Genomic DNA, 25,305 nt, shown 5'->3' on the forward strand with positions numbered 1-25,305 from the left:
AAAGACGTCGATATCAGGAGCCGACGCATGTAACAGTGGTCGCCGTTTTCATGTTCTGCACGTGATGCAAAGGCTATCGACCGCCCGGTCGGTTGTCAATATTTTTCCGCAGAATTTGAAGCCGAAAACGGCACGACTCAAGCTGCGCTATCAGGTCGAAGCGAACCCTGCCGCGAGAGGGAGCGGAGGCCGCTTGCAGCGACGGAACCGACACCGGCGGCGAGGTCGTAGGGGGGGTATTGCCAGAACAGGAAGGAAAGCCGCGATCACGCCGCCGATGAGTCGCGGGGATCTACGGACAAGGCCTCACCGGCCCCTCCGAGCGCATCAGCGCGTCGAAAGGAAGCGGTGGGCTACAGCCGGCCGCCCAAGCGGCGGCCGGCACATCCGGGGGAGATCACACGGACAGGGTCATCCCGGGCGGACATCCATCGCGTTGGCGCCGGACACCCATGCCGACAAACCGCTCGTCAGCACGGTGCACACGATCGCTTCCGCGATCTCGGTCTCGGTCGCGCCGGCCGTCCGGGCGCCGTTGATATGCACCGACGCAAGCGGACTGTAATCGGCCGCCAGCACGGCAACCAGCATAAGTTCCGAGTATTTCGGGCCGAGCGCCGTACCGTTGATCGTGCCCTCCCGCATCAGGTAATACGCATCGCCGCCGAGTGGCAGCAGCTCGATCAGCTTGCTGAGCGACGGCGGCATCGTGCCGAAATACCGCAGGAAATTCTGCTCCGCTTCCTGCGGTCCCACCTCGATTTCCGGCATCGGAACCTCGCCTTCGGACCGGCCCGGATATTCCGCCTCCAGCGTCGAGATGAACGACAGCGCGGCGCCTTCGCCGCGTACGCTGCTCAGCACGACCGCCGCCGCCGAGGCTTCCTCGAACGTCAGCCCCAATTGGTGCGCACGCTTGAGCTCGCGTTGTGCCATCGAGACGTAACCCTTGGTCGTCGCCGCAACGGCCACATACAAGGCCTTGATCCTGGCCGGGATCGCGCCATCGCTATCGACAAGCTGACGCCATCTCGAATATCCGGCCAACGTATAGGGTGCAATCTTTCGCAAGAGCTTCGACTGCAACAACAAGCTCGTGCTGCTGATGGTTTGTTGCTCCACAACGACCTCCCGTCACTAAGATTTCATTGGGCGGTAATGCCGCCGTCGATCGTGATTTCCGATCCGGTGATGTAGCTCGATTCATCGCTCGCCAGAAACAGGACGGCATCCGCAATCTCCTTCGGCTGCCCGAAACGGCCGAGCGGTGTATGCCGAAGAAATTCTTCGGCAATGTCGGCGTTGGCATAGGCCGGAGCCGTCAATGGCGTTTCGACGTGGCCCGGGTGCACCGAATTGGCGCGCACGCCGTTGCGTACCTCGGCGCATTCGAGGGCGGTCACCTTCGTGAAGAGGCGAACTCCGGCCTTCGCCGCACAATATGCCGAAGCGTTCGGGCCGGCCACCAATCCGCGAATCGACGACATATTCACGATTGAGCCGCGCCCGCCCCTGGCCAGCAGCGGCAGCGCGTATTTCGTGCCCAGGAACACGCTGTCGAGATTGACGGCGAGCGTGGATCGCCACTCTTCCAGCGAGGTATCCGCAATCGACCGGAAGCGGCCGAAGCCGGCGTTATTGACGAGGACGTCCAACCGGCCGAAGGCCGAATCGATCTCCCGGATGGCGGCGATCCAGCGATCCTCGACGGTCACATCGAGGTGAATCGCGCGATGGCCCTCGCTGATTTGCCGCACCTCGGCCAGCGCCTTTTCGAGCAAGGCCTCGTTGCGGTCGGCGAGGATCACCGTGGCACCCTCCTCGGCAAAGCGCAGCGCCGTTGCAAGCCCTATCCCCGACGCCGCACCGGTGACGAGGGCAACTTTCTGCGCCAGGCGACTCATGCCGCCTTCTCGCCTTCGTCGCGCAAATCGCGCTTGGTCAGTTCGAGCAGACCGGCGAAGGTCGGGTTGGCCCGGTCCAGGATGGCCCGCATCCGGGTTTCGATGGCTTCGTCGAACTTGTCCGTTGTCAGCAGGTAGAGCTGATTGGCACGGACGGCGCCGATGACCTGCTCCGCCACGTCGGCGGGCGAGATGGCCCCCGCATACAGGTTGGCCGCGATCGCCTTGAGCTCCTCGGTCTCCTCGGCCGCCCCGCCGTCCGGCCGCAATTCTTGCGGACGATTGCGCTCCGACTGATAGATCTTCGTGTTCACCAGCCCCGGGCACAGCACGGTCACGCCGATCGGCGCGCCGAGTTCTTGGAGGGACGCATAGAGCGCCTCGGTGATTCGCACCGCTGCGAACTTGGCCGCGCTGTAGACGGCGGAGCCCGACCCGCTGACGAGACCGGCCACCGAGGCGGTGGTCACGATGTGGCCTTCGGTGCCCTGCGCCAGCATCCGCGGGACGAAGCTGCGCAGACCATGGGCAACACCCATCATGTTCACGTCGAACGACCACTTCCAGTCTTCCAAGGGATATTCCCAGACGGGTCGGAAACGGCCGGACGGGACGATCCCCGCATTGTTGCAAAGCAGGTCGACGCTGCCGAAGGTCTCGAACGAGGTCACGGCCAGGGCTTCCACCTCTTCCGGGCTGGCGACGTCGCAGCGCACGGGCAGCGCGCGGTGCCCTGCCGCCTGAAGCGCGTCGCTGACCCTTTTCGCCGCCGCGGCGTCGATATCGGCCACGACGATCTTCATGCCCTCGCGTGCAAAGCGCCATGCCATCGCCTCGCCCATACCGCTTCCGGCACCCGTTATCACTGCCGTCTTGCCGTCGAAATCGATCATGTCTTCCTCCAAAGGGTTTGCCGCGACCGTCCGGCCGCAGCGAGTTGTTTTCGTCGTCGGCGCCGAGGCTCGGCGGCGCCGTCAGAGTTGGCGGGCCAGGCGTTGGCCCTCGAACACCGCGTTGGACATCCGGCGAGGCGCGACGCAGTCGCCGATGGCGTGCGTCTCGAGCCCCGATTTCCTGAGCTCCGCGGCCAGACCGGATCGCGCCGTGCGTCCCGTCTGGATGACGACCAGATCGCAAGGCACGGTCTCCACGTTGCCACTGGTCACATTCATCAAGGACGCGCCCTCGGGATTGACGCCTTCCAATACCGTGAGCACGCGATACTCGGTCCCGCCTCGGCCGAGGCGCGCCAGCAGCGGCCCGACGCTTTCGGTCGGGATCGTCCCCGCAATCGCGGCCGACGGCGTCGCGATGGTTACTTGCCAGCCCGCGTCCATCAGGCTTTCGGCCACGCCGTAGGTCCACCAGAACGCGCTGCCGTCATCGACCATCACGGCCAGCCCGCTCCCGCTGGGCGCCGGCGCACCGTTCTCGAGGATCTCGAACCAGGTCTTGACGTGATCGCCAGCCAATTCGTCACTGACCGGATTGGCCGCCGCACCGACCGCAACCACCGCGACGTCGAATGCCCCGCCGAGATCGTCCGCGCTGGCGATTTTCGTATTGAGCTCGACTTTCACTTCGAGGCGCCGCAGTTCGCCCTGTTGATAGTCGATCAGGCGGCGCAGGTCGGCGCGATGCGGCAAGGACGCGGCGTAGAGAAACTGTCCGCCGAGACCGTCCGACGCCTCGAACACCGTCACGGAATGGCCGCGTTCGGCCGCGACGCGGGCCGTTTCCAGGCCGGCGGGTCCGCCCCCGATCACCGCGATCCGACGCGGCGCCACTACCCGGCCGCGATCCATGAATTCGGGCACCACTTCCCGCCCCGCCATCGGGTTGACGGCGCAATGCAGATGCGGCGAGAACGAGCGGCATTCCTGATTCACGCCGATGCAGGGCCGGATGCGTTCGACCTGCCCGCAAGCGGCCTTGGCCACCCAGTCGGGGTCGGCGATGAAGGCACGCGCCATGCCGACGAGGTCCGCCTGCCCTTCGGCCAGAATCCGTTCGGCAACAGCGGGACCGGTAATGCGCTGACCGACGATCACCGGCAGTTCGCACGCCTTGCGGATGATTCCGGCGGCGCGGGCCGCGGTCGCCTCGGGCGCCGTCACATCCTTCACATACAGCCCGCGCGTCCCGAGGGTAATGCTCAGGTAATCGGTCAGGCCATCCTGGGCGATGAGCTTGCTGATCTGGACGGTATCGGGGATTTCCAGGCCGTCGGCGACTTCCTCGTCGGCACTCAGACGCAGTCCCAGCAGAAAGTCTTCGCCGCAATGCTCGCGAATCGATTCGATGACTTCGCGCAGGAAGCGCAGGCGCTTTTCGGCCGTGCCGCCGTAGCGATCGTCGCGGTGGTTGGTAGCCGGGGACAGGAACTGCCCGACGAGGTAGCCGTGTGCACCGTGGATCTCGACGCCGTCGTGGCCGGTGCGCCTGAGGTTGGCGGCCGATACGCCGAAGGCGTCGATGATGGCAGCGATTTCGTCTTCGTCGAGTACGTGCGGCGGGTACGGATCGCGGGGCGAGCGGATGGCGGACGGCGCCACCGGGGCGTTGTCGAACTCCCCACCGATCGTTTCGCGCCCGAGGTGCACGATCTGGCCGACCACTTTCACGCCGTGCGAGTGGATCACGTCCACGCGCCGCTTCAGGCCCTCGAGGACGGCCTCGTTATAGGGTTCGACCAGTTTGCGCGAGCGGATCGCCGACGTCGGGTGAACAATGGCCGCTCCGGTGACCATCATCGCCGGTCCGGATTTCGCACGCGCTTCGTAGTACGCGAGGTCTTCGTCGGTGATCGCGCCATCCCGCACCATGCTGGTCCCGTGCGGGAGCATTACGATGCGGTTGGGCAGCGTGATCCGACCGAGCTTCAAGGGCTCGAAGAGTCTCGGAAAGGCGCGGGACGCTGGATTTGCTTCCATCTTTCTTCCTCCTTACTGCACCAAAGCCCCGCCATCGATGACGAGCTCCGCGCCCGTCGTGTAGGAAGCGTCGTCGGACGCCAGGTAGAGCACGCCCGCAACGACCTCGCGGATCTGCCCGAGACGCCCGAGCGGAATGCGCGACAGCCGCCGCGCCACGGCTTCGGGGTCGGCGCAGGCTCCGCGCAACATGTCCGTATCGATCGGGCCCGGATGAATCGAGTTACAGCGGATGCCATCCTTCGCGTGCTGGCCTGCCGTCACCTTGGTGAAGGTCCGGACCGCGGCCTTGCTCGCGGCGTAGGCCGCTTCCATGATCTGGGATTGCCCGAGCGCCGCGAGCGACGAGATATTGACGATCGAACCGCCGCCGGCCCGGCGCATCTGCGGAATGGCGTATTTGGTGCCCAGGAAGACGCTTCTCGCGTTGACTGCCATCACGCGGTCCCACTCTTCGACGGTCCGCTCCTCGATCGAAGTCACGCTGGGCACGATGCCGGCGTTATTCACCAGGATGTCGAGCTTGCCGAAGACAGCGATGCTTTCATCGACGACACGGCGCCAGTCCTCTTCCTGCGATACGTCGAGGTGAAAATACCGAGCCCGTCCACCTGCCGCATGAATCTCCTGCACGACGCCCCCACCGGCCTCGTCCAGGAGGTCGCAAAGCACCACCGCAGCGCCTTCCTGCGCGAACACGCGTGCCGCTTCGGCCCCGAATCCGCGGGCGGCGCCGGTAATCAGCGCAACCTTGCCTTCCAGCTTCCCCATCGTTTCCTCTCCTCGATCTCTTGTACGACCGTTAACCGACGCGCGCTTCGCGAACTTCACGCAGCCCCGCCGGCACAACCGGTTCCGGCGATGATTTTTCCGATTTGTGCAGCATTTCGTGCGGCAATGAATTCGACGCACGCCAGAACATCCAGCCGCCCATCAGCGAAAAGAGGACGGAGAAACTGATCGCGTAGCGCAACGAATGCTCGGCCATGCCCATGTGCGCCACCAGCGTGTCGCTGAGCAGCCCCGTGACGAAGGGCCCGAGGCCCAGGCCGAACAGATTGAGCACCAGCATCAACACCGCGGAGGTAAACGCCCGCATGTTGGCCGGAACGAGCATGTGGGCGATCGCGATGATCGGTCCGTAATAGACGAGCATCAGGGTCTGCGATACGGCGCCCAAGGCCATCGAGACTTCGGCGGAGGCGACGAAGTATTGGCACAGCGCGAACGGGACCATCACGAACAAGGCGATCGCGACGACGCGGGCCCGCGCCCGGGGATCGTTCTTGCCGAAATGATCGGAGAGGCGCCCGCCCAGGTACATGCCCGCGGCGCTGCCGAAACCGTTCACGAGCGCCAGGTAGAGCGAGGTCTGCGCGAGGGACATTTCGTGAACGCGCACGTAGAACGGTGCGCTCCAGCTATTGACCGAATACCACGCGAACGCATGGAAGGCGCCGGCGACGACCAGATAGCGGTAGGTCTTCAGTCCCCAGAGTCGGCTCAATGCCTCCCTGGCGCTCGGAGCCGGCAACGCCGTTGCCGGGGCCAGATCGAATTGCCCGCGCTTCGGCTCACGCATCGTAAACGTCAGGATCGGCACCAGCACCAGGCCCGCCACGCCGACGACCGCAAACGCCATGCGCCATCCGACCGCATCGGCGAGCGCACCGGCAATGGAGAAGCCGAACATCATCCCGACGGGCAGCGACAAGCCCCAGACCGACAACGCCGTGGCGCGCGCGCTGGCCGGGTAGAGATCCGCAATCATCGAATGCGTCGCCGGGATGCTGCCGGCTTCACCCGCAGCGACCCCGACCCGGTAGAACAGCAGGCTCGTGAAGCTGGTCGCGAGCCCGGTCAGCGAGGTCATGCCGCTCCAGATCGCGAGTGATCCCGCGATCAGGTACTTGCGCGTCCAGCGATCGGCGAGGCGCGCGATCGGCAGCGACAGCGTCGAATAGAACAGCGCGAACGACAGCCCCGTCAGCGCCCCGAGTTGCGAATCGGACAGCCCGAGATCCGCCTTGATCGGCACCTGCAGGATCGAAAGGATTGTCCGGTCGATGTAGTTGAACACCGACACCATGAACAGCAGAAAGAGAACGTAGCGACGCTGCCCGGCACTGATCATCAGCTTGCCCCACAAAACAACGATATCGCGGACCGGGGCTGCCTTGGGCGCTGCCCCGGGTCACCCCTTACTTGGAGTAGGCCTTGATGCTCGAATATTCGCGTCCTTCGTGTTTCTTGCATTCGAGCCGCGCCACGGTGCGGCAATGAACCTCGTCCGGCCCGTCGGTCAATCGCACGATCCGGGTATTCGCGTACAGCTCCGCCAGCCCGAAGTCCTGCGAAACCCCGCCGCCACCGTGCGCCTGGATCGCCAGGTCGATGATGCGTTGCGCGACCTGCGGCGCCACCACCTTGATCATCGCGATCTCGCCGCGCGCTTCCTTGTTGCCGACCGTGTCCATCATGTAGGCGGCCTTCATGCACAGCAGGCGCACCATCTCGATGTCGATACGCGCGTTGGCGATGCGCTCTTCCCACACCGAGTGCTCGTTGATCTTCTTGCCGAAGGCCTCACGCGACATCAGGCGGATGCACATGCGCTCCAGCGCCACCTCCGCCGATGCGATGTTGCGCATGCAGTGGTGGATGCGGCCCGGCCCGAGGCGACCCTGCGCGATCTCGAAGCCACGCCCTTCGCCGAGGATCAGGTTCTCCGCCGGCACCCGCACGTTGTCGAGGATCACCTCGAAGTGGCCGTGCGGCGCATGGTCGAAACCGAACACATTGAGGTGGCGCACCACCGTCACCCCCGGCGTGTCGCGCGGCACCAGGATCATCGACTGCTGGCGATAGGTCTCGGCGTTCGGGTCGGTCTTGCCCATCACGATGAAGAACGCACAGTGCGGGTGACCGGCGCCCGACGACCACCACTTGTGGCCGTTGATCACGTACTCGTCGCCGTCGCGGCGGATCTCGGTGCGGATGTTGCGCGCGTCCGACGAGGCGACCTTGGGCTCGGTCATCAGGAAGGCCGAGCGCGTCTCGCCGTTCATCAGCGGCACCATGAAGCGCTTCTTATGGTCCTTGGTGCCGTAGCGGTGCAGCACCTCGAAGTTGCCGGTGTCCGGCGCCATGCAGTTGAACACTTCGGAGCCGAAGGACACGCGCCCCATCAGCTCGGCGATCGGCGCGTACTCGACGTTGGTCAGGCCGATGCTGGAGAAGAACTCGTCGTCGTGGTCCGACGGCGGCATGAAGATGTTCCACAGCCCTTCCGCGCGTGCCTTGGACTTCAGCTCCTCGAACACCGGCGGCGTCTCCTTCCAGCGGTCGATGCTCGCAGCCTGCTGGTGATACAGGGGAACGGCGGGATAGATATGGTCGTCCATGAAGGTCCGGACCCGCTCCATCCACTCGAGTGACTTCTTCGATTGCTCAAAATGCATTTCTGGCGACCTCTGTGAATTGATGACGCAGCTCCGGCCCGGCGTGGGCGGCGAAACCGCCTTGCGAATACGCGCGCGCTGACATGACCCAGCGTAACCGACCGACCGGTCGGGTGTCAATATGGTCGTTTCCCATCCTGTCGCATGTGTCACCCATCACGTCCGCCGCCCTCGCGATCGTCTGCCGCCGGTGACGATGCGGGGCCGAGCGTCGGCTTGCACCCTTTGCACCGCCCCGAGCAGGTGTACTTCATGCGCGAGGGGATCAGCGGACAGGTCAGCGACTGCGGGTCATGCCCGATTTGTCCGCCGCCCTCGTTGGCCGTCCCCGCCGCATCATGCGGGCGCCGGGGATCAGAACGCTCCGCCGCCATGCCACTCGCCCCTAGCTACCCTGAACATCGCTTCCACTCGCCCGTCCTCACCGCTGCGCCGACCGGAGGCCTCCCCGGCCCCATGGAATTCCTCGCAAGCAAGATACACGACCGTCCAGTCGGTCGTCTATAATCGCGACAAAGTGCTGCGGCGCGCATCACGAACACGGTGGACGCCCCACCCTACACGAGGAACGGAACCCATGGACTTCGACTATTCCGAGAAGACCGAAATGGTGCTGGACGTGCTGCGCCATTTCATGGCCCGGCGCATCCTGCCCGCCAATCTCGCCTGGCACCGGTGCGCCACGCGCGGCGAATACCCGCTCGCGGTCGTCGAACCGCTCAAGGCGATCGCGCGTGAGGAGGGGCTGTGGAACCTGTTCCTGCCCGGCCTGCGCGAACACGAGCCGGGCACGCGGCTCGACAACGCCGAATACGCACCGCTCGCCGAAGCGATGGGGCGCATTCCCTGGTCGGCCGAGGTGTTCAACTGCAGCGCACCCGACACCGGCAACATGGAACTGCTGCACCTGCACGCGAACGCTGCCCAGTACGAACGCTGGCTGCAGCCGCTCCTCGAAGGCCGCATCCGCTCGTGCTTCGCGATGACGGAGCCGGACGTCGCCTCATCGGACGCCACCAACCTGCGCACGACGATCCGCCGCGACGGCGACGACTATGTCATCAACGGGCGCAAATGGTTCGTGACCGGCGCCGCCCACCCGCACTGCCGCTTCGCGATCGTGATGGGCCTCACCAAGGACGAAAGCGGCGAGCGGGCGCATTGCCGCCACTCGATGGTGATCGTGCCGATGGACACGCCCGGCGTCGAAATCGTGCGCAACATCCCGGTGATGCACCACCTGTCGCCGGAAGGGCACTGCGAGATCGTCTTCCGCGACGTGCGCGTGCCGGCGGAGAACTTGCTGGGCGACGAAGGCGAGGGTTTCGCGCTGGCGCAGGCGCGCCTGGGCCCCGGGCGCGTGCATCACTGCATGCGCACCATCGGCCAGTGCGAACTCGCGCTGGAGATGATGTGCGAGCGCGCCCTGGAACGCCGCACCTTCGGCAAGTACCTGAGCGACTTCGCGAACATCCAGGAATGGATCGCACATTCGCGCGTCGAGATCGACCAGGCGCGGCTCCTCGTGCTGCGCGCCGCGTGGCTGATGGACCAGCGCGGCAACCAGGCCGCACGCGTCGACGTCTCCGCGATAAAACTCGTCGCCGCGCAGCTGCAGACGCGCATCCTCGATCGCGCGATGCAGGTGTTCGGCGCGATGGGCCTCACGCCCGACACGCCGCTGTCGCTGTTCTGGACCTGGGGCCGTGCGATGCGCTTCTTCGACGGCCCGGACGAAGTCCACCTGCGCGTGCTCGCGCGCAGCGAACTCGACAAGGCCAAGGCCAACCGCGGCGCAACGGCAGCCTATTATCTGCTTGAATGAGACCGCGGCGCCCCTTCTTATTTAGGGAGACGCTGAACAAATGACGAACCCGTCGTCGGTCACCAGTCGCGGTGACATTCGGTCCGAGAATTTCGTCGGAGCGCTTGCGGATTTTGCTCGCGCGGTGGTTGTTCGGGGCGTCGTCAACGTGCGTTCTTCGATTTTCATTACTCATGACGCACTGCCGGCGCCGGACGCGAGCAATCGCCGGCGCGCCAGGACCAGATTGGCAAAGCCGAAGAGCGTGAACAACTGCGCCGTGTTCTTCGTCAACCCGCGGTAACGCGTCTTGCGATGACGAAACAGGTTCTTCACAACATGGAAAGGATGCTCGACCTTTGCCCGGATGCGTGCCTTCGCCTGTTCGTACTGTTCCAGCAGTCGGTCCAGCCGGCTGGTACCCAGCGCCTTGCGCTTGCCCGGCCGCATCGCCACGTGCCAGTTGACCGTGAGGTCTCTGTTTTCATCGCGCTTGTGCATGCCCTGATAGCCCGCGTCGCCGAGCACATCGGTCTCATCCCCATGCAGCAGCGCATGCGCCTGCGTGACGTCCCCGACATTGGCGGCAGTGCCAACCAGGGTATGAACCAGACCGGAATCGGCATCGACGCCGATGTGCGCCTTCATGCCGAAATGCCACTGCTTGCCTTTCTTGGCTTGATGCATCTCGGGATCGCGGGCTTGCTCCCGATTCTTGGTCGAGGGCGGCGCGGCGATCAGTGTGGCATCGACGATCATGCCTTCGCGCATCATCAAGCCTTTCTGTGCGAGGTGGGCGTTGATCGTGTCGAAGATCTTGCGCGTCAGCTCGTGAGTCTCGAGGAGCCGCCGGAACTTGAGCAGCGTCGTGGCATCCGGAGCGGACTCGCGTGCCAGATCGATGCCCACAAAGCGCCGGATCGACTGGCTGTCGTAGACGGCATCCTCGATCCCTTCGTCCGACAGCCCGAAGCACTGCTGCGCCACGTACATCCGCAGCATCCGTTCCAGCCCGATCGGCGGACGACCGCGGCCTTCTCCCTTCGGGTAGTGCGGTTCGAGTTCGGCCACCAACGCCGACCAGGGCGTTACCGTCTCGATCTCGGCCAGGAACCGGTCGCGCCGCGTCAGCTTCTTCTTCGCGGCGTACTCAAGGTCGGAAAAGCTCGATTGCATGCTCAGTCTCGGGGATCGTGGGCTGACAGAATTATCTCAAACGCATCGGCCGCATGGGGCGGCGGTGTCCGAATAAATCAGCGTTTCCTTAGCGATCACCCTCACCTTAAACATGGAAAAACTCGGCCCTGGAAGCGACGCCGATACTCTGCACGTGTTGGCCATGATCCCCTACGAAAGCTTCCCCCTCGTCGTCGACGCCGGCTGCGGAATCGGTCGCCAGAGCCTCGCGCTCGCGAGCCGGCTGCGCACCAAAGTGCACGCAATCGATACAGCCGCGCAGCATCTCGACAGCCTTAACCGCTATTCCATGCAACTCGGCATCGGGCAGTTGGTGCAGACGCACTGCATGGACATGGCCGACATTCCCGCAGTTTTTCGAGAAATCGATCTTCTGTGGTCGGAGTGCGCCGCGTATCACATCGGATTTCCCAATGCTCTACAAACCTGGCTGCCGGCCATCCGCCCAGGCGGATATGCCGTAATAAGCGAACTCTCATGGTTGCGCGACGATGTACCTGAACATGTGCGCACCTATTTCCGGCGCGGCTACCCGGACATGCGCAAAATAGACGAGAACCTTGCGATCGCCTGCACCGCCGGCTACGAGGCGATCGACACGCACGTCCTCTCGAGAGCCGCATGGGTCGACGGCTACTACGACAAGCTCGAACCGCTCGCCACCTCCCTTATTCAGCACCCCGAGAAGGCCGTGCGGACTTTCGCCGCGCAGACGCTGGATGGGATACGCATCTTCGATTCCGCGGAGAACAACTACGGCTACGTGTTCTACGTCCTCAGGAAACCCGACGACGACCCCGTAGCAACTTTCTAGGTGTTTAGTCCCACAGTGTGCTGGACGGGGTTTGTTTTGAAGCGATCCGGGTCCGTTGCCCAGATTTTGCAGATGTACTCATAAGGGGTCAGCCCCTTCAAGGTCTTGAGGCGGCGAGCGAAGTTGTAGGCCATCAAGAAGGTCTGCAGGTGTGATTTCAGCTGATCGTGTGACCGATAGTAGTAGCGCTTGACCGTCGCCTCCTTGATCGTTCGGTTCATGCGCTCGACCTGCCCATTGGTCCAAGGATGGCAGACCTTGGTAAGGCGATGTTCGATGCTATGGGCCTGGCAAATGCGATCGAACGGAATGGACCAGTATGCTTCTGCTCCTCGCCGCTTGGCGAACTGAATCCCGTTATCGGTCAGGATTGTATGAATGGCATAGGGGACGGCTGCGATCAGACTGTAAAGAAAGTCGCGGGCAAGCATTCGGGTCGCCTTGGGATGAAGCTCACGTCACGCCCGACCGAGTACGTCGACGCCCTGCGGGCGGCAGCCGCGCGAATCGTCGCGACCGACGGGCCGGTAACCGAGTCCCTTTGATCGAGGGAGGCCGATTTTCGGGGGTTCCTGCGACTGACGGGGGGCTGGTGATGCCAGCGCCTTACCTACCCCCTACCGGGACGCAGGAACCCCGAATTTCGGCCTGTTCGAGGGTGAAGCGATGACGCTACCGACGATCATTCAGCAGTTGGAAGCCTTGCATCGGGCGAACGAGCAGCAGACCGCCGAACTATGTCGGATCGATGCGCGACTCGCGAAACGCATGGGCTACACATTCGAGCAACTGAAAGCCGCGATCGAGTGTGGAGACATCCCGGCGGCGAAGGTCGGGCGTTCGGGCGGGTTCTGCCTGAGCCCTGCTACCGTAGAACGCTTCACGCGGGACCGGGCGCCCGCCTGATCCCGGCGCGGTTTAGTCGGCGAGTGCCGCGTCAACAACACAACAAACCCCGACAGCCGGCGGTGCCGCCCTCCTGGGCACGCGGCCGGCGCTTACATGCCGACTTCAAGCCGGTAATCATTGCGCTCCCGGCAATATGCATCCCCGAGATAGTCATCGATGAAGTCGACGACCTTGCCCGAGTTCCACAGGATGAAAACCCGCTTGTATCCCGTGTATGCACCGAAGCTGTTTTTCGCATTCACCTGGGGACACAGCTCCCAGCCCGCCCCGCCGTTCGTCATCATCGTACCGGCGAACACAACGGGACGCGGAGAGCGATCTAGTTCGAGCTTGGCTGAGTCGGGGTCCTTCAGGCGGTACTTCAATGACTCCCTGATGACCTGCATAGGGTCCTTCGGTGCCGGACCAGCATCCGCAAGCGTCGACCGTCTGCCGCAATCGGCGCAGTTCCGCACCCCTGAACGCCGACCATGCAGCAGATTGCGACGAAGAACAGATTGAACTTCACGTCTCGCCTCCCCCGATCATTGCGGAGGGACAGCGTAGCATGACAACCGAGTGCCACGTCATCACGCCGAAGGGGAGCGCTGCCAAGCGTTTTCGGGATGTGGGGCTGGATGTGGGACACAAAGCAAAAACGCGCCGAAAGGCGCGTCTTTACTTGATGGCTGGCGGAGAGTGAGGGATTCGAACCCTCGATACGAGTTTTAGCCCGTATGCTCCCTTAGCAGGGGAGTGCCTTCGACCTCTCGGCCAACTCTCCAACCTTCGAGCCGCGCATCATAGCGATTCCGGCCCCTGCGGTCAAACCGAATTATGCAGCGGCGTCGAGACCGAAGGCCTTGTGGAGGACCCGCACGGCGAGCTCGAGGTACTTTTCCTCGATCGCCACCGAGATCTTGATTTCGGACGTGGAGATCATCTGGATGTTGATGCCCTCTTCGGCCAGGGTGCGGAACATTTGCGATGCGACGCCGGCGTGCGAGCGCATGCCCACGCCGACGATGGAGACCTTGGCCATGGTCCTGTCGGTGGCGATCGCGCGGGCGCCGATATGCTCCTTGACGTTCTCGAGCACCTTGATCGCCTTGTCGAGTTCGCCACGCGCGACCGTGAACGAGAAGTCGGTCGTGCCGTCCTTGCTCACGTTCTGGATGATCATATCGACTTCGATGTTGGCATCGGCCACCGGCCCGAGGATCTGGTAGGCGATACCCGGCTTGTCGGGCACGCCGAGCACGGTGAGCTTGGCTTCGTCGCGGCTGAAGGCGATGCCGGAGATGACGGGTTGTTCCATGTTCTGATCTTCCTCAACAGTGATGAGCGTGCCCTCGCCTTCTTCCTCGAAGCTCGACAGGACGCGCAACTTGACCTTGTATTTGCCGGCGAATTCCACCGAGCGGATCTGCAGGACTTTGGAGCCGAGGCTGGCGAGCTCGAGCATCTCCTCGAACGTGATCGTGTCGAGCTTGCGCGCTTCGGGCACGACGCGCGGGTCGGTCGTGTAGACGCCGTCGACGTCCGTGTAGATCTGGCACTCGTCGGCCTTCAGCGCGGCGGCAAGCGCCACGCCCGTGGTGTCGGAGCCACCCCGGCCGAGCGTCGTGATGTTGCCGTGCTCATCCACGCCCTGGAAGCCGGCGACGACGACGATGTTGCCATCGTCGAGATCCTTCTTGATCGGCGCCTCGTCGATGTTGAGGATGCGTGCCTTGGTGTGTGCGCTGTCGGTAAGGATGCGCACCTGGGCGCCGGTGTAGCTCTTCGCCTTGACGCCGATGTCGTGGAGCGCCATGCACACCAGGCCGATCGTGACCTGCTCCCCGGTGGACACGACGACGTCCAGTTCGCGCGGGTCGGGAGTGCCAGCGACTTCCTTGGTGAGCGCGATCAGGCGGTTCGTTTCCCCGCTCATCGCCGACACCACGACCACCACCTGGCGACCCTGCGCCTGGAACTTCGCGACCTTTCTGGCGACGTTCTTGATGCGCTCCGGATTGCCAACGGAAGTGCCGCCGTACTTCTGAACTATCAGTGCCATCGTCGTATCCAAGTAACTGTGGATAAAACATGTGATTCTAGCGAAAGGCAGTCCACTTTGCAGGCCGATGTCGTCCACACCCCTGGGAACCCAATTTGGGCACATATGGATTGCGATTAGCCCTAGGACTTTTGATTCTGCCGTTGTATTTGCCCGGAATAGTAATCTATACTTTAGTCACCATATGACTTAAGTCGTATGATCGCGTTAGCGCGCAGCTAATCCTCATAGCACAACTGACTGCACAACAGAGGCCCAAGAGATGAAAAGCACTGAAACCATTGATGTTCGTGAGATCCGCCGCAAGCTCGGCCTGAACCAGTCGCAATTCTGGTCGAAGATCGGCGTCACCCAGAGCGGGGGTTCCCGCTACGAGAGCGGCCGCAACATTCCGCGTCCGGTGCAGGCCCTGCTCCGTCTCGTTCACATCGAGCAGATCGACATCAACAAGGTGAAGAAGGAAGACGTCGAAGTAGCCGAGTTCCTGAAGTCCTCGAACCCGGAATTATTCAAGACGCTGAAGAAGGAAGCCCGCGCGAAGCGCAAGGAACGCACGTCGCGCTAACCCGGGCGGAGTACCGCATGGCCATCAGGGGCTGACCCGAACCGTCAGCCCCATTGTTCTTATGCGCTCGCCGATCGCTTCGAGCTCGGCTTCGCCAAGTGGCGACAGCCGCGGTGCCTCGGGCTGCATCGAGGGGCGCGCGATTCCGTAGAGCAGCACCCCGGCGAGGCGTTCCACGCCGGCCTTTTCCAGCACCGCCAGATAGGCGGCGATATCTGCGTCGGATGGCGCCTGCCCGTCCCAGCGGAACATGCAGGTCTGTACCCAGGTCGTGCAGCGCTCGGCGCTTGCCTGCAGGCGACGCACGACCGCGTCGGGGTCCGGGCCGACGCCGTTGATTCGGCGCATGGCGGCGCGCGTGCCGGCATCGACCTTGAACCACACTTCCCCGCCCGCGTCGCCGAGCCGGCGCACGCCTTCGCGTACTGCCGCCTGTCCCATCAGGCTGCCGTTGGTGATGAGGCGCAGCGGCACCTCTTCGCCAAATCCGAACTGCGCGCGCAGGCGCACTGCGATCTCCACCGCGTCGGCGAATTCGGCGGCGCTGGTCGGTTCGCCGTTGCCGGAGAAGGCGATGTCGCGCACCTGGCGCAGCCCCTCGGGAACATGCCGTTCGAGGTAGTCGCCATGCACGAGCGCATCGAGGAAGCCCGCAAGCTCGGCCTCGAGTTGCGCGAGGTCGATGCGCGGCGCGCTGCCGCGCACCAGGTCCGGGACCTGGCAGTAGGCGCAATGCCAGTTGCACGCGTTGTTGGGATTGAGGTTGATGCCGACCGAAACGCCGCCGGCGCGGCGCGAGAGCACCGGGTAGATGTAGGTGAGCCCCGCGAGGTCGCGGTCGTGGTTGCGGGTGGTGAGTTGCCGGTCGCTGGAGGCCATGGGGGTGCAGGTGCCGCGGATCGCGGTCGAAGTCAGCAAGGAGTCGCCCGGAATGGGCGTTCGGGGTCGGGTGCTATAATCCGCGCCCTGCACTCCCGAGGTCAATCATGCGCATCACCCGCCGCCTGGAATTCGACGCAGGACACCGGATTCCGGACCATGCCAGCCAATGTCGCCACCTGCACGGCCATCGCTACGCGCTCGAGATCACGCTGTCCGGCGCGATCATCGAGGCGGCGGGACAGCCCGTGAACGGCATGGTGATGGACTTCGGCGAGGTGAAGACGATCGCGAAGGCGCATATTGTCGACGTCTGGGATCATGCCTTCCTGGTGTTCCGCGGCGATACGCAGGTCATGCAGTTCCTGGCGGCGATGCCGGGCCACAAGACGGTCGTGCTCGATTGCGTGCCGACGGCGGAGAACCTCGCACGCGAGGCCTTCCGTATCCTCGATCCGCGCTATCACGACAGCTACGGCAACCATCTGCGCCTCGAGCGCGTGCGCCTGTACGAGACGCCCAACTGCTGGGCCGACGCCGTGCGCGGCGACGCCGGCCTGTGAGTCGCCGCCTCGCCTAGTCCCCTGCCGCTGCCGCGGCAGCCGTCTGCGACAGCGCGGCCTCGTCGTGCACCACGCGCACTTCCCGCTGCGGAAAGGGGATCTCGATGCGCTCGGCGCGAAAGCGCCTCCACACTTCCAGGTTGATGTGCGAGATCACCCCCAGCGTGCCTTCCTGCGGATCGGCGATCCAGACCGCGAGGCGCAGGTCGATGCCGCTTTCACCGAAAGCGACGAGAAAGGCCTTGGGCGCCGGGTCGCCGATCACACGCGGGTGGGTGCGGGCGGCCTCGACGAGGATCGCCATCGCACGCTCGAGATCGGTGTCGTAACCCACCTGGATGTTGATCGGCACGACGATGCGCGTGTCGCTGTAGGTCTCGTTCTGCACGACCGAGCTGATGAGGGTTTCGTTCGGCACCAGCGACTCGACGCCGCTGCCCGCGCGCAGGACGGTGTAGCGGGTATTGATCTGCGTGACGATGCCGCGCTCGGAGCCGACCGAGATCAGGTTGCCGATGCGCAGCGAACGATCGAGCAGGATGATGAAGCCCGAAATGTAGTTCGCGGCGATCTTCTGCAGGCCGAAGCCCAGGCCGACGCCCAGCGCGCCGCCGAAAACCGAGAGCGTCGTGAGATCGATGCCGACCATGGGCAACGCGACAAGCACGGCGATGACGATCAGCAAGGCCTTGGCCACCCGCATCAGGACGAGCCGCATGCTGTCGTCCAGCCCCGGTGCGGCGCTCAGTCGCCGCTCCAGCGCCCCCGCCACCCACAGCGCGATGAGCAGCGTGACGACCACCATGCCGGCGCCCTGCAGCAGCGTCCACAGCGAGAGTTTCTGGCTGCCTACCCTGAAGGACACGCGCTCCAGCGCGTCGATCACTTCCGGGAGCCAGCCCAGGATGTGCAGCGCGACCACCACCCACACGAGCGAAGCGAAGATGCGCTCGAAACTGCCCAGCCAGCTCGAGCGGCCCATGCCTTGCCGCACCGTGAACACGACGATGCGGATCAGCGCGAACGACGTCAGCAGCGGCACCGCGAGGTTGAGCAGGTGAACGCTCTGATATCTGCCGAACACCGCGCGCGCGGCAAACACGAAGATCAGCGCCAGCAGCGGGAAGAGCACGCGGCGCAGGCCGCTGCGGCCGAAGCGCTGCGCGGCGGTTATGGTGTCGCCGCGGTACGCGACGCGCTCGAGCATCGCGCGCCCGATCAGCCAGGCGAGCGCGAGGCAGCCGGCGAGCGCGGCGAGTTGCCAGAGGACTGAGGGGCTCTGCAGGTCGCTCCATGTATCCGTGAGCATGGCAGCGAAACGAAGTTCTTCTTTCACGTTTCGGGTTTCCAGGGCAGACGGGTGATTGCGGTGGCGTCCGCGCGGTGGCGGCGCCAGTTGTCGAGGTAGATCTGCGTCAGCGTGCAGTTGTCGCGCAGCACGAGCAGGTTCTCGGCGTTGCGCTTGACGGCCGACGCGGTGAAGTTGAAAGAACCGGTGGCCAGCGCGCACGCGGGGCCTGCCGCGTCCGCGATCATGACCTTGTTGTGCGCGGCGGCGTAGCGCGTCTCGAGCGAGACCGGGATGCCGACCTGCAGGAGCTCGGGCAGGACGTTGCCCTTGCCGCGCCCGTTCATCTTCGCGTCGGCGAGCACTTCGACGCGCACGCCGCGGCGATACGCGTCGATCAGCGCGCGGGCGATCGGCTTGCTCGTGAAGGCATAGGCTTGCACGTGCAGCGTGCTGCGGGCGTGGTCGATGACGTCGATCAGGAGTTCCTCGGGGCGGTCGGCCGGCGAGAACGCCACTTCGACCGAACCGCGTGCGGGCAGGCGCTGGCCTGCGGCGGCAGGGGCCGCGGCGCTCGCCAGCACGACTGCCGCGGCGAGCGCGGGCAGCCGGTTCCCTGCGTCACGCAGCGCCATTCACCCGCTCCAGCACCGCCGCGAAGAAGCCGTCAGTGTCGTGCACGCGCGGCGACAGGCGCAGGCGCTCGCCGGTGTCGAGCGCAATGCCCTGCTTGCCGAGCACGTCGGCGGCGCTCACCTGGCGGAACTCGGGGTGAGCGGCGAGGAAGGCATCGACGATGGCGTCGTTCTCGTCGGCGAGCAGGCTGCAGGTCGCATACACAAGGCGGCCGCCCGGCTTGACGAGGCGTGCGGCGGAGTCGAGGATCGCGCCCTGCTTCGCGACCATCTCCGCGACCGACTCGGGCGTCTGGCGCCACTTGAGGTCGGGGTTGCGGCGCAAGGTGCCGAGACCGCTGCACGGCGCATCGACCAGCACGCGGTCGGCCTTGCCGGCGAGGCGCTTGACCTTGGCGTCGCGCTCGTGCGCGATCAGCACCGGGTGCACGTTCGACAGTCCCGCGCGGGCGAAGCGCGGTTTGAGCTTGGCGAGGCGCTTTTCGGATACGTCGAAGGCGTACAGGCGCCCGGTCGAGCGCATCAGCGCTCCCAGCTGCAGCGTCTTGCCGCCGGCGCCGGCGCAGAAATCGACGACCAGTTCGCCGCGCTTGGGCTGCACGAGGAAACCCAGCAGCTGGCTGCCTTCGTCCTGCACTTCGAAGGAGCCGTCGAGGAAGAGCGGATGCTTCTGCAGCGCGGGCTTGCCGGCGAGGCGGATGCCCTGCGGCGAGTACGGGCAGGGGGTGGCCTCGATGCCGTTCACCTTGAACGCGTCGAGCACCCTGTCGCGATCGCTCTTCAGCACGTTGACGCGCAGGTCGAGCGGTGCCGGACGGTTGAGGCTGTGTGCGAGTTCGAGCAGCGCGGCCTCGTCGTGCGTCGCGAGCAGGCGTTCGGCGAGCCAGTCGGGCATGTCGGCGCGTTCGCCGAGTGTGCCTTCGTCGAGTTCCCTGGCCTTGATCTCGGTGATCCAGTCACGCTCGGTGGCCGATGCAAGACCTTCGAAATGGCGCATCGGCCAGCCTTCGCCGCGCGCGAGCCATGCGAGCAGCAGCGCGCGCGGGCGGGCATCGTCCCCGACGAGGCGGCGCAGCCAGCGCAGGCGCCGGACGATGCCGTACACGGCCTCGGCGATGAAGCCGCGGTCGCGGTGGCCGATCTCGCGGTTCTCGCGAAAATGCCGCGACAGCACGACGTCGGCCGGATGCTCGAAGGTGAGCACCGCGCCGAGGACCTGGGCAGCGTGGATCAGCAGGCCGCGCGAGGCGGCCTCTTCGTGTCTTGCCATGTTTGTTCTTCAGTTTCCGATGGTTGGATGGGCGAAGGCGTTGTCCTCCGCCCGCAGTTCGATCATGTCGCCGTCGGCACCATGCCCCGCGCCGGTACCGGCCACGGCCGCATCGCCTGCGGCCGGCGCCGGCGGCGACAGGCGCAGTTCGATGGCCTGCTGGTCGAGGACCTCGCCCTTGTCATCGACGATGCGGATGCGCACCGGCAGCATGCCGTAGTTGCGCGCGAGCCAGATGTCGATGGTGAGGCTGCCGTTGCGCGCTTCGGCACGCACGCGCAGCGTGTCGAGCAAGCCGATCGGCAGCGCCTGCTTCTCGGGCCCCATGACCTCGATCGTCGACGGCGTCGCCTCGCGTCCGGTGATCACGTTGAGCTCGTTCGAGCCGCTGACCGCGCCGACGATGCCGATCTGGTGCCACAGGCTCAGCACGTCCTGGTCGCCCGGCCGCAGCTCCGCGACCCGTTCCTTGTCGCCGCGCGTCATCGTCACCTGCCGCGTCCCCCAGTCGAAGCGGGCGCTCGTCGGCGCCTTGCGCGTCTGCTCGACGCTGAAACGCTCCGGCCTCAGGCCGCCCGCCCCCACGCTGCCTTCGCTGCGCTGCACATACTGGAAGCTGCGGAAGATGCCGACGACGCCGGTCGTGCGCACCGCGACGGACATGCTGTAGCGCTTGTCGTCGTGCGACCACTCGTGCTGTGCCTCACCAACGGCAAAGCCGCCCTCGCCCATATGCACGCTGAAGCGGATGCTGCCGCGCTCGGGCCAGCCGGCGATGCTGAAGCCCTTCAGGTCGCCGGCGGCAACCTGCTCCGGCGCCGCCTGGGCGATGGGCGCCGCATCGGCGGCCACAGGCGGCTCGACCGCCGGCGGTGCAGTGCTCGCGGCCGGCGACGCGAGTGCGAGCTCGCTGCCCTCCCCCGGCGGCGCGGTCATCGGGAGCGCGGCCGGCACTTCGACCGGCGCCGACGCTTCGGGGACGGGCCTGGCCTTCACCCGTTTGGGCCGCGGCTTCGGCTGCTCCGGCGCGACGGGCGGCGGCATCACGACCGGCGCGAGGTCCGTCACCGGTTGCGGCTCGGGAATCACGAGCGTCGCGTGCAGGACCGGCGGCTCCGAGGCGACGTGCGTGGCCCAGCCCGGCATGCTCAGGACGAGCGCGTGCGCGAGCACCGAGGCGGCGGCGGCGAGGATCAGGACCGTCTGCTGTCGCAAGCTCCGTCCCCCAGGGCACGATCCAGCGCCGGGATCGTCCACCCGGCCTCATCGACCGCTTCGTCGTGCACGATCACCTGGCCCTGCGCGGTGATCGTCAGCCGGCCCTCGACGAACCAGCGCACGGCCTGCGGGTAGATGCGGTGCTCCTGCCCGAGCACGCGCGCCGACAGGCGGGCTTCGTCGTCCCCGGGCAGCACGGGCACGACGGCCTGAATCACGACCGGCCCGCAGTCGAGCTCCGGCGTCACGAAATGCACCGTCGCGCCGTGCGCGCGCACGCCCGCCTCGATCGCGCGCCGGTGCGTGTGCAGGCCGGGGAAGGACGGCAGCAGCGACGGATGGATGTTCAGGAGGCGCCCTTCGTAGCGGCGCACGAAACCGTCCGTCAGCACGCGCATGAAGCCCGCCAGCACGACGAGATCGGCGCCGTGCGCGTCGATCGTCTCGGCGAGCGCGGCGTCGAAGGCTTCGCGCGAGGCGAACGCCTTGTGATCGACGACGGCGGTCCGGATGCCGTGCGCCGCGGCGAATTCGAGCCCCTTGGCATCGGCGCGGTTGCTGATCACCGCGGCGATGCGCGCGCCGGGGATGGCCGCGTTCACGATGGCTTCCATGTTGCTGCCGCGACCGGAAATGAGGATGACGATGGACTTCATGCAGGCTTCTTGGTGTTCGGTTCGGACGCGCAGCGGCGCGTCGGGGGAATGGGACAGGAGCCGGCCGGAGTTGTTCCGCAGCCCGACACGGCCCGCATGCGGCGGGCGGATTTCCGCCAATGATACCGGAAGGCCGGCCCACCCCCGAAATGTGCGTCCCGCGGCACGGGCGACCGGGCCGGGCGGACTCCGTATAATTGCCCTTCGCGCCTCCTCACACGCACTTCATGCCCTCGATCCACCTCCTCTCCGACCTCCTCATCAACCAGATCGCCGCCGGCGAGGTCGTCGAACGCCCCGCGTCGGTGCTCAAGGAGGTGCTGGAGAACGCCGTCGACGCCGGTTCGCGCGCGATCGACGTGCAGCTTGAGCATGGCGGCGTGCGGCGCATCCGCGTCACGGACGACGGCTGCGGCATCGCCCGGGACGAGCTCGCGCTCGCGCTCGAACGCCACGCGACGAGCAAGATCGCGAATCTCGACGACCTCGAACGCGTCGGCACGATGGGCTTCCGCGGCGAAGCGCTGGCGGCGATCGCGGCGGTCGCGCGCACGACGCTGACGAGCCGCGCCGAAGGCAGCGCGCACGCGTGGCGCATCGACGGCACGGAGCGCAGCGTCGCGCCCGCGGCGCTGGGCGCGGGCACCGTCGTCGATGTCGCGGACCTCTATTACAACACCCCGGCGCGGCGCAAGTTCCTGAAGTCGGAAGGCACCGAGTACGCGCACTGCGACGAGATGTTCCGCCGCGTCGCGCTGGCGCGCCCCGACATCGGCCTGCAGCTCGCGCACAACGGCCGCGTCGTGCATCGCCTGCCGGTGACGGACCAGGCCCGGCGCGTCGCGGCGCTGATGGGCGACGATTTCCTCGCGCAGGCGCGCGCGCTCGATGCCGACGCCGGGCCGCTGCGCCTGTCGGGCTTCGCGTCGCTGCCCGCGTATTCGCGCGCGAGCCGCGATGCGCAGTACTTCTTCGTGAACGGGCGCTTCGTGCGCGACAAGCTGCTCACGCACGCGGTGCGCCAAGCCTACGCGGACATCCTGCACGGCGCGCGGCATCCGGCCTACGTGCTGTTCCTCGAACTCGATCCGGCGGGCGTGGATGTGAACGTCCATCCGGCCAAGATCGAGGTGCGCTTCCGCGAATCGCGCGCGATCCACCAGTTCGTGTTCCACGCGCTGTCGCGCACACTCGCCGAATCGGGCGCGAACCTCGCGGCGCGCGACGAACCGGCGGCCGTAGCCACCGCCACCGCGCCGGCGGACGCACCGGTGCAGGGCGAGCGCCCGCGCCCCTTCGGCGGCTACGGCAACGCGCCGCCGGTGCAGGGGCGCCTGGCGATGGAGTCGGCGAGCCGCAGCTACTTCGATTTCGTCGGCACCGCGCGCGACCCCGCGGCGGCGGCGATGCCGGCCCCGCCGCCGATGGCTGCGGCGGCGCAGGATTTCCGCCCGACCGCGTTCCCCCCCGCCGCGGGCCGGGCGGCTGCGGCCGCAACCCCGACGGCGCTGCCACAGCACGCCGACGATTCGGCGCCGCTGGGCTATGCGCTGGCGCAGCTCCACGGCATCTACATCCTGGCGCAGAACGCGAAGGGCCTCGTGCTCGTCGATATGCACGCCGCGCACGAGCGCATCCTGTACGAGAAGCTGAAGACCGTGCTCGACGGCACGCCCTCGGTGCAGCGCCTGCTGATCCCGGCGGTGTTCTCGGTGAGCGCGAAGGACATGGCCGCGGCCGAGGAATGCGCCGAAGTACTCGCCGGCATGGGCTTCGAGGTCGCACCCGCCGGGCCGCAGGAGCTTGCCGTGCGCAGCGTGCCGGCGCTGCTCGCAAACGCGCCGGTCGCGGAGCTGATGCGCAAGCTGCTGGAGGAGTTGCGCGAATACCCCGCTTCGGAAGTCGTCACGGCCCGCAGGAACGAACTCCTCGCGACGATGGCCTGCCACGGCGCGGTGCGCGCGCATCGCAGCCTGACCCTTCCCGAGATGAACGCGCTATTGCGCGACATGGAAGCGACCGAGCGCGCCGACCAGTGCAACCACGGTCGCCCGACCTGGGCACAGCTGACGATGGGCGACCTCGACCGCTTCTTCATGCGCGGGCAGTAGACGGTCACGGGCGCCGCCGCATCAAGGATCTATAAAGGTACAGAGGCGAGCAACGCCGCTCGCAGGGCACGCCCGAGGGGGAAATGCGCATGCGCAAGTTCTTGATCGTGTTGTGGCTGCTGTTGGCCGGGGTCACACCGGCAACGGCCTCCGTGCAGGTAGTCATCGGCATCAACCTGCCGGTGTATCCGCAGCTCGTGCGGGTGCCCGGCTACCCGGTGTATTACGCGCCGCGAGTAGCCGGGAATTTCTTCTTCTATGACGGCCTGTACTGGGTGTTCTACGACGACGACTGGTACGCGAGTTCCTGGTACAACGGCCCGTGGACGCTCGTTGCACCACTCGTCGTGCCCGTATTCATCCTGCGGATTCCGGTCCGCTACTACCGCGACCCGCCGATCTATTTCCGCACCTGGCGCCGCGAGGGTCCGCCGCGCTGGCGCGAGCACTGGGGCGACGACTGGGCGGAACACCGCCGCGGCTGGGACCGCTGGGACCACCGTGCCGCGCCGCCGCCGGCACCGTTGCCAATCTATCAGCGACGGTACTCGGGCGACCGTTATCCGCGCGACATCGGCGAACAACGCGACCTGAGCGGCCAGCATTACCGCTACCGGCCGCGCGAAGCCGCAGACCGGGATTTCCTGCCCCCGCCGGCGCCCCCGAGAATGCGCGGACCGCATCGGGACGAACGCGAAGCCGCACGCCGCGAGCGCCCTCCCCGCACGATGGCGCAGGATCGGCAGCGTTTCGGCCCCGACGCGGAATCGCGACAGGGCGGCCCGATTCATCGGCGATCCGAACCCATGCAGATGGAACCGCGGCAGAGGGAACTCCGGCAGATGGAACCGCGCCAGATGGAACTCGGGCGCGACCACCGGATGCGCGAAAGGGAGATGCGTGATCGCCCGATGGGCGGTCCGCGCATGGACGAGCGCGCCCCGCAGGACCGGGGAGGCGACACGCAGCCGCGAGGACGCAAACACCCGCCGCAGGAAGAGGAACGCGGCAGGCGCGGTGGGAACGAGCGGCAGATGGAGCGATAGCGCACGGCGCT

The 25,305-nt window shown here is 66.0% G+C and carries 23 protein-coding genes, 1 tRNA gene and 1 pseudogene; 7 read left to right on the plus strand and 18 right to left on the minus strand.

Features of this window, described 5'->3' with window-relative positions:
* Positions 1-411: 411 nt before the first annotated feature.
* The 7 genes from CDA09_RS17145 to CDA09_RS17175 form a co-directional block, all read right to left on the minus strand.
* Positions 412-1,122 (minus strand): carboxymuconolactone decarboxylase family protein, encoded by a 711-nt coding sequence (locus CDA09_RS17145; RefSeq protein WP_121429762.1) that lies wholly within the window; start codon positions 1,120-1,122, stop codon positions 412-414.
* A 23-nt stretch (positions 1,123-1,145) separates the two neighbouring features.
* Positions 1,146-1,904, minus strand: a complete 759-nt coding sequence (locus CDA09_RS17150) for an SDR family NAD(P)-dependent oxidoreductase (protein WP_121429763.1) — start codon at positions 1,902-1,904, stop codon at positions 1,146-1,148.
* Entirely contained in the window at positions 1,901-2,797 is an 897-nt protein-coding gene (locus CDA09_RS17155) for an SDR family NAD(P)-dependent oxidoreductase (protein WP_121429764.1), read from the minus strand. Before CDA09_RS17155 ends, CDA09_RS17150 begins: the two co-directional genes overlap by 4 nt.
* An 81-nt stretch (positions 2,798-2,878) precedes the next feature.
* Positions 2,879-4,837, minus strand: coding sequence for an oxidoreductase (locus tag CDA09_RS17160; protein WP_121429765.1), 1,959 nt, complete (start codon positions 4,835-4,837; stop codon positions 2,879-2,881).
* A gap of 12 nt (positions 4,838-4,849) precedes the next feature.
* Complete coding sequence (locus CDA09_RS17165) at positions 4,850-5,608, minus strand: SDR family NAD(P)-dependent oxidoreductase (RefSeq protein WP_121429766.1); 759 nt, start codon at positions 5,606-5,608, stop codon at positions 4,850-4,852.
* A gap of 31 nt (positions 5,609-5,639) precedes the next feature.
* Positions 5,640-6,971 carry a spinster family MFS transporter gene (locus tag CDA09_RS17170; RefSeq protein WP_121430906.1) on the minus strand — a complete coding sequence of 444 codons (1,332 nt, stop codon included), beginning with the start codon at positions 6,969-6,971 and terminating at the stop codon, positions 5,640-5,642.
* Between the two features lie 67 nt (positions 6,972-7,038).
* Entirely contained in the window at positions 7,039-8,298 is a 1,260-nt protein-coding gene (locus CDA09_RS17175) for an acyl-CoA dehydrogenase family protein (RefSeq protein WP_121429767.1), read from the minus strand.
* A 577-nt stretch (positions 8,299-8,875) separates the two neighbouring features.
* On the opposite strand from CDA09_RS17175, the gene CDA09_RS17180 reads away from it, so the two are divergent.
* Positions 8,876-10,123 carry an acyl-CoA dehydrogenase family protein gene (locus tag CDA09_RS17180; protein ID WP_121429768.1) on the plus strand — a complete coding sequence of 416 codons (1,248 nt, stop codon included), beginning with the start codon at positions 8,876-8,878 and terminating at the stop codon, positions 10,121-10,123.
* Positions 10,124-10,294: 171 nt separating this feature from the next.
* On the opposite strand, the gene CDA09_RS17185 is transcribed toward CDA09_RS17180, so the two are convergent.
* Complete coding sequence (locus tag CDA09_RS17185) at positions 10,295-11,278, minus strand: IS5 family transposase (protein ID WP_121429769.1); 984 nt, start codon at positions 11,276-11,278, stop codon at positions 10,295-10,297.
* A 163-nt stretch (positions 11,279-11,441) separates the two neighbouring features.
* Between CDA09_RS17185 and CDA09_RS17190 the strand changes: the two genes are divergently transcribed.
* Positions 11,442-12,113 carry an SAM-dependent methyltransferase gene (locus CDA09_RS17190; RefSeq protein WP_286164202.1) on the plus strand — a complete coding sequence of 224 codons (672 nt, stop codon included), beginning with the start codon at positions 11,442-11,444 and terminating at the stop codon, positions 12,111-12,113.
* On the opposite strand, the pseudogene CDA09_RS17195 reads toward CDA09_RS17190, so the two are convergent.
* A pseudogene (locus tag CDA09_RS17195) lies at positions 12,110-12,568 on the minus strand (integrase core domain-containing protein); the annotation flags it as partial. The gene CDA09_RS17190 and the pseudogene CDA09_RS17195 sit on opposite strands and share 4 nt — an antisense overlap.
* A gap of 211 nt (positions 12,569-12,779) precedes the next feature.
* Between CDA09_RS17195 and CDA09_RS17200 the strand changes: the two are divergent.
* Positions 12,780-13,019 carry a hypothetical protein gene (locus CDA09_RS17200; protein ID WP_121429771.1) on the plus strand — a complete coding sequence of 80 codons (240 nt, stop codon included), beginning with the start codon at positions 12,780-12,782 and terminating at the stop codon, positions 13,017-13,019.
* A gap of 92 nt (positions 13,020-13,111) precedes the next feature.
* Here CDA09_RS17200 and CDA09_RS17205 read toward each other — a convergent pair whose 3' ends face one another.
* The 3 genes from CDA09_RS17205 to CDA09_RS17215 all read right to left on the minus strand — a co-directional run bounded on the left by CDA09_RS17205 (position 13,112) and on the right by CDA09_RS17215 (position 15,063).
* Entirely contained in the window at positions 13,112-13,408 is a 297-nt protein-coding gene (locus tag CDA09_RS17205; protein ID WP_121429772.1) for a hypothetical protein, read from the minus strand.
* A 283-nt stretch (positions 13,409-13,691) separates the two neighbouring features.
* A tRNA-Ser gene (locus tag CDA09_RS17210) sits at positions 13,692-13,785 on the minus strand.
* Positions 13,786-13,836: 51 nt separating this feature from the next.
* Positions 13,837-15,063, minus strand: coding sequence for an aspartate kinase (locus CDA09_RS17215; protein ID WP_121429773.1), 1,227 nt, complete (start codon positions 15,061-15,063; stop codon positions 13,837-13,839).
* A gap of 262 nt (positions 15,064-15,325) precedes the next feature.
* On the opposite strand from CDA09_RS17215, the gene CDA09_RS17220 reads away from it, so the two are divergent.
* Positions 15,326-15,628: a helix-turn-helix domain-containing protein gene (locus tag CDA09_RS17220; RefSeq protein ID WP_121429774.1), complete on the plus strand. Its 303-nt coding sequence runs from the start codon at positions 15,326-15,328 to the stop codon at positions 15,626-15,628.
* Between the two features lie 24 nt (positions 15,629-15,652).
* Here the strand turns inward: CDA09_RS17220 and CDA09_RS17225 are convergent, their stop codons facing one another.
* Positions 15,653-16,507: a radical SAM protein gene (locus tag CDA09_RS17225; RefSeq protein WP_121430907.1), complete on the minus strand. Its 855-nt coding sequence runs from the start codon at positions 16,505-16,507 to the stop codon at positions 15,653-15,655.
* Between the two features lie 107 nt (positions 16,508-16,614).
* Between CDA09_RS17225 and queD the strand changes: the two genes are divergently transcribed.
* The gene (queD, locus tag CDA09_RS17230) at positions 16,615-17,070 is read left to right on the plus strand and encodes a 6-carboxytetrahydropterin synthase QueD (protein WP_121429775.1); all 456 of its coding nucleotides are present in this window, start codon (positions 16,615-16,617) and stop codon (positions 17,068-17,070) included.
* Between the two features lie 13 nt (positions 17,071-17,083).
* Here the strand turns inward: queD and CDA09_RS17235 are convergent, their stop codons facing one another.
* The 5 genes from CDA09_RS17235 to purN are packed head-to-tail and all read right to left on the minus strand — an operon-like array spanning position 17,084 to position 22,137.
* Complete coding sequence (locus CDA09_RS17235) at positions 17,084-18,406, minus strand: mechanosensitive ion channel family protein (RefSeq protein ID WP_174718449.1); 1,323 nt, start codon at positions 18,404-18,406, stop codon at positions 17,084-17,086.
* Entirely contained in the window at positions 18,403-18,993 is a 591-nt protein-coding gene (locus tag CDA09_RS17240) for a phospholipase D family nuclease (protein ID WP_121429776.1), read from the minus strand. Before CDA09_RS17240 ends, CDA09_RS17235 begins: the two co-directional genes overlap by 4 nt.
* Complete coding sequence (locus CDA09_RS17245) at positions 18,980-20,263, minus strand: RsmB/NOP family class I SAM-dependent RNA methyltransferase (protein ID WP_121429777.1); 1,284 nt, start codon at positions 20,261-20,263, stop codon at positions 18,980-18,982. The genes CDA09_RS17240 and CDA09_RS17245 overlap by 14 nt, the downstream gene beginning before the upstream one ends.
* Positions 20,264-20,272: 9 nt before the next feature.
* Complete coding sequence (locus CDA09_RS17250) at positions 20,273-21,478, minus strand: DUF3108 domain-containing protein (protein WP_121429778.1); 1,206 nt, start codon at positions 21,476-21,478, stop codon at positions 20,273-20,275.
* Complete coding sequence (purN, locus tag CDA09_RS17255; protein ID WP_121429779.1) at positions 21,457-22,137, minus strand: phosphoribosylglycinamide formyltransferase; 681 nt, start codon at positions 22,135-22,137, stop codon at positions 21,457-21,459. The genes CDA09_RS17250 and purN overlap by 22 nt, the downstream gene beginning before the upstream one ends.
* 227 nt (positions 22,138-22,364) lie before the next feature.
* Between purN and mutL the strand changes: the two genes are divergently transcribed.
* Positions 22,365-24,248, plus strand: a complete 1,884-nt coding sequence (mutL, locus tag CDA09_RS17260) for a DNA mismatch repair endonuclease MutL (RefSeq protein WP_121429780.1) — start codon at positions 22,365-22,367, stop codon at positions 24,246-24,248.
* A gap of 89 nt (positions 24,249-24,337) precedes the next feature.
* Positions 24,338-25,294, plus strand: coding sequence for a hypothetical protein (locus CDA09_RS17265; protein ID WP_121429781.1), 957 nt, complete (start codon positions 24,338-24,340; stop codon positions 25,292-25,294).
* Positions 25,295-25,305: the final 11 nt, after the last annotated feature.

Source organism: Azoarcus sp. DN11, from assembly GCF_003628555.1.
Classification (GTDB): Bacteria; Pseudomonadota; Gammaproteobacteria; order Burkholderiales; family Rhodocyclaceae; genus Aromatoleum.

What these genes read in the sequence shown, in the direction of transcription:
- CDA09_RS17150 (WP_121429763.1), bottom strand. Translation starts at nt 1,904, where the DNA reads ATGAGTCGCCTGGCGCAGAAAGTTGCCCTCGTCACCGGTGCGGCGTCG.
- CDA09_RS17155 (WP_121429764.1), bottom strand. Translation starts at nt 2,797, where the DNA reads ATGATCGATTTCGACGGCAAGACGGCAGTGATAACGGGTGCCGGAAGC.
- CDA09_RS17160 (WP_121429765.1), bottom strand. Translation starts at nt 4,837, where the DNA reads ATGGAAGCAAATCCAGCGTCCCGCGCCTTTCCGAGACTCTTCGAGCCC.
- CDA09_RS17165 (WP_121429766.1), bottom strand. Translation starts at nt 5,608, where the DNA reads ATGGGGAAGCTGGAAGGCAAGGTTGCGCTGATTACCGGCGCCGCCCGC.
- CDA09_RS17170 (WP_121430906.1), bottom strand. Translation starts at nt 6,971, where the DNA reads ATGATCAGTGCCGGGCAGCGTCGCTACGTTCTCTTTCTGCTGTTCATG.
- CDA09_RS17175 (WP_121429767.1), bottom strand. Translation starts at nt 8,298, where the DNA reads ATGCATTTTGAGCAATCGAAGAAGTCACTCGAGTGGATGGAGCGGGTC.
- CDA09_RS17180 (WP_121429768.1), top strand. Translation starts at nt 8,876, where the DNA reads ATGGACTTCGACTATTCCGAGAAGACCGAAATGGTGCTGGACGTGCTG.
- CDA09_RS17185 (WP_121429769.1), bottom strand. Translation starts at nt 11,278, where the DNA reads ATGCAATCGAGCTTTTCCGACCTTGAGTACGCCGCGAAGAAGAAGCTG.
- CDA09_RS17190 (WP_286164202.1), top strand. Translation starts at nt 11,442, where the DNA reads ATGATCCCCTACGAAAGCTTCCCCCTCGTCGTCGACGCCGGCTGCGGA.
- CDA09_RS17200 (WP_121429771.1), top strand. Translation starts at nt 12,780, where the DNA reads ATGACGCTACCGACGATCATTCAGCAGTTGGAAGCCTTGCATCGGGCG.
- CDA09_RS17205 (WP_121429772.1), bottom strand. Translation starts at nt 13,408, where the DNA reads ATGCAGGTCATCAGGGAGTCATTGAAGTACCGCCTGAAGGACCCCGAC.
- CDA09_RS17215 (WP_121429773.1), bottom strand. Translation starts at nt 15,063, where the DNA reads ATGGCACTGATAGTTCAGAAGTACGGCGGCACTTCCGTTGGCAATCCG.
- CDA09_RS17220 (WP_121429774.1), top strand. Translation starts at nt 15,326, where the DNA reads ATGAAAAGCACTGAAACCATTGATGTTCGTGAGATCCGCCGCAAGCTC.
- CDA09_RS17225 (WP_121430907.1), bottom strand. Translation starts at nt 16,507, where the DNA reads ATGGCCTCCAGCGACCGGCAACTCACCACCCGCAACCACGACCGCGAC.
- queD (WP_121429775.1), top strand. Translation starts at nt 16,615, where the DNA reads ATGCGCATCACCCGCCGCCTGGAATTCGACGCAGGACACCGGATTCCG.
- CDA09_RS17240 (WP_121429776.1), bottom strand. Translation starts at nt 18,993, where the DNA reads ATGGCGCTGCGTGACGCAGGGAACCGGCTGCCCGCGCTCGCCGCGGCA.
- CDA09_RS17245 (WP_121429777.1), bottom strand. Translation starts at nt 20,263, where the DNA reads ATGGCAAGACACGAAGAGGCCGCCTCGCGCGGCCTGCTGATCCACGCT.
- purN (WP_121429779.1), bottom strand. Translation starts at nt 22,137, where the DNA reads ATGAAGTCCATCGTCATCCTCATTTCCGGTCGCGGCAGCAACATGGAA.
- mutL (WP_121429780.1), top strand. Translation starts at nt 22,365, where the DNA reads ATGCCCTCGATCCACCTCCTCTCCGACCTCCTCATCAACCAGATCGCC.
- CDA09_RS17265 (WP_121429781.1), top strand. Translation starts at nt 24,338, where the DNA reads ATGCGCAAGTTCTTGATCGTGTTGTGGCTGCTGTTGGCCGGGGTCACA.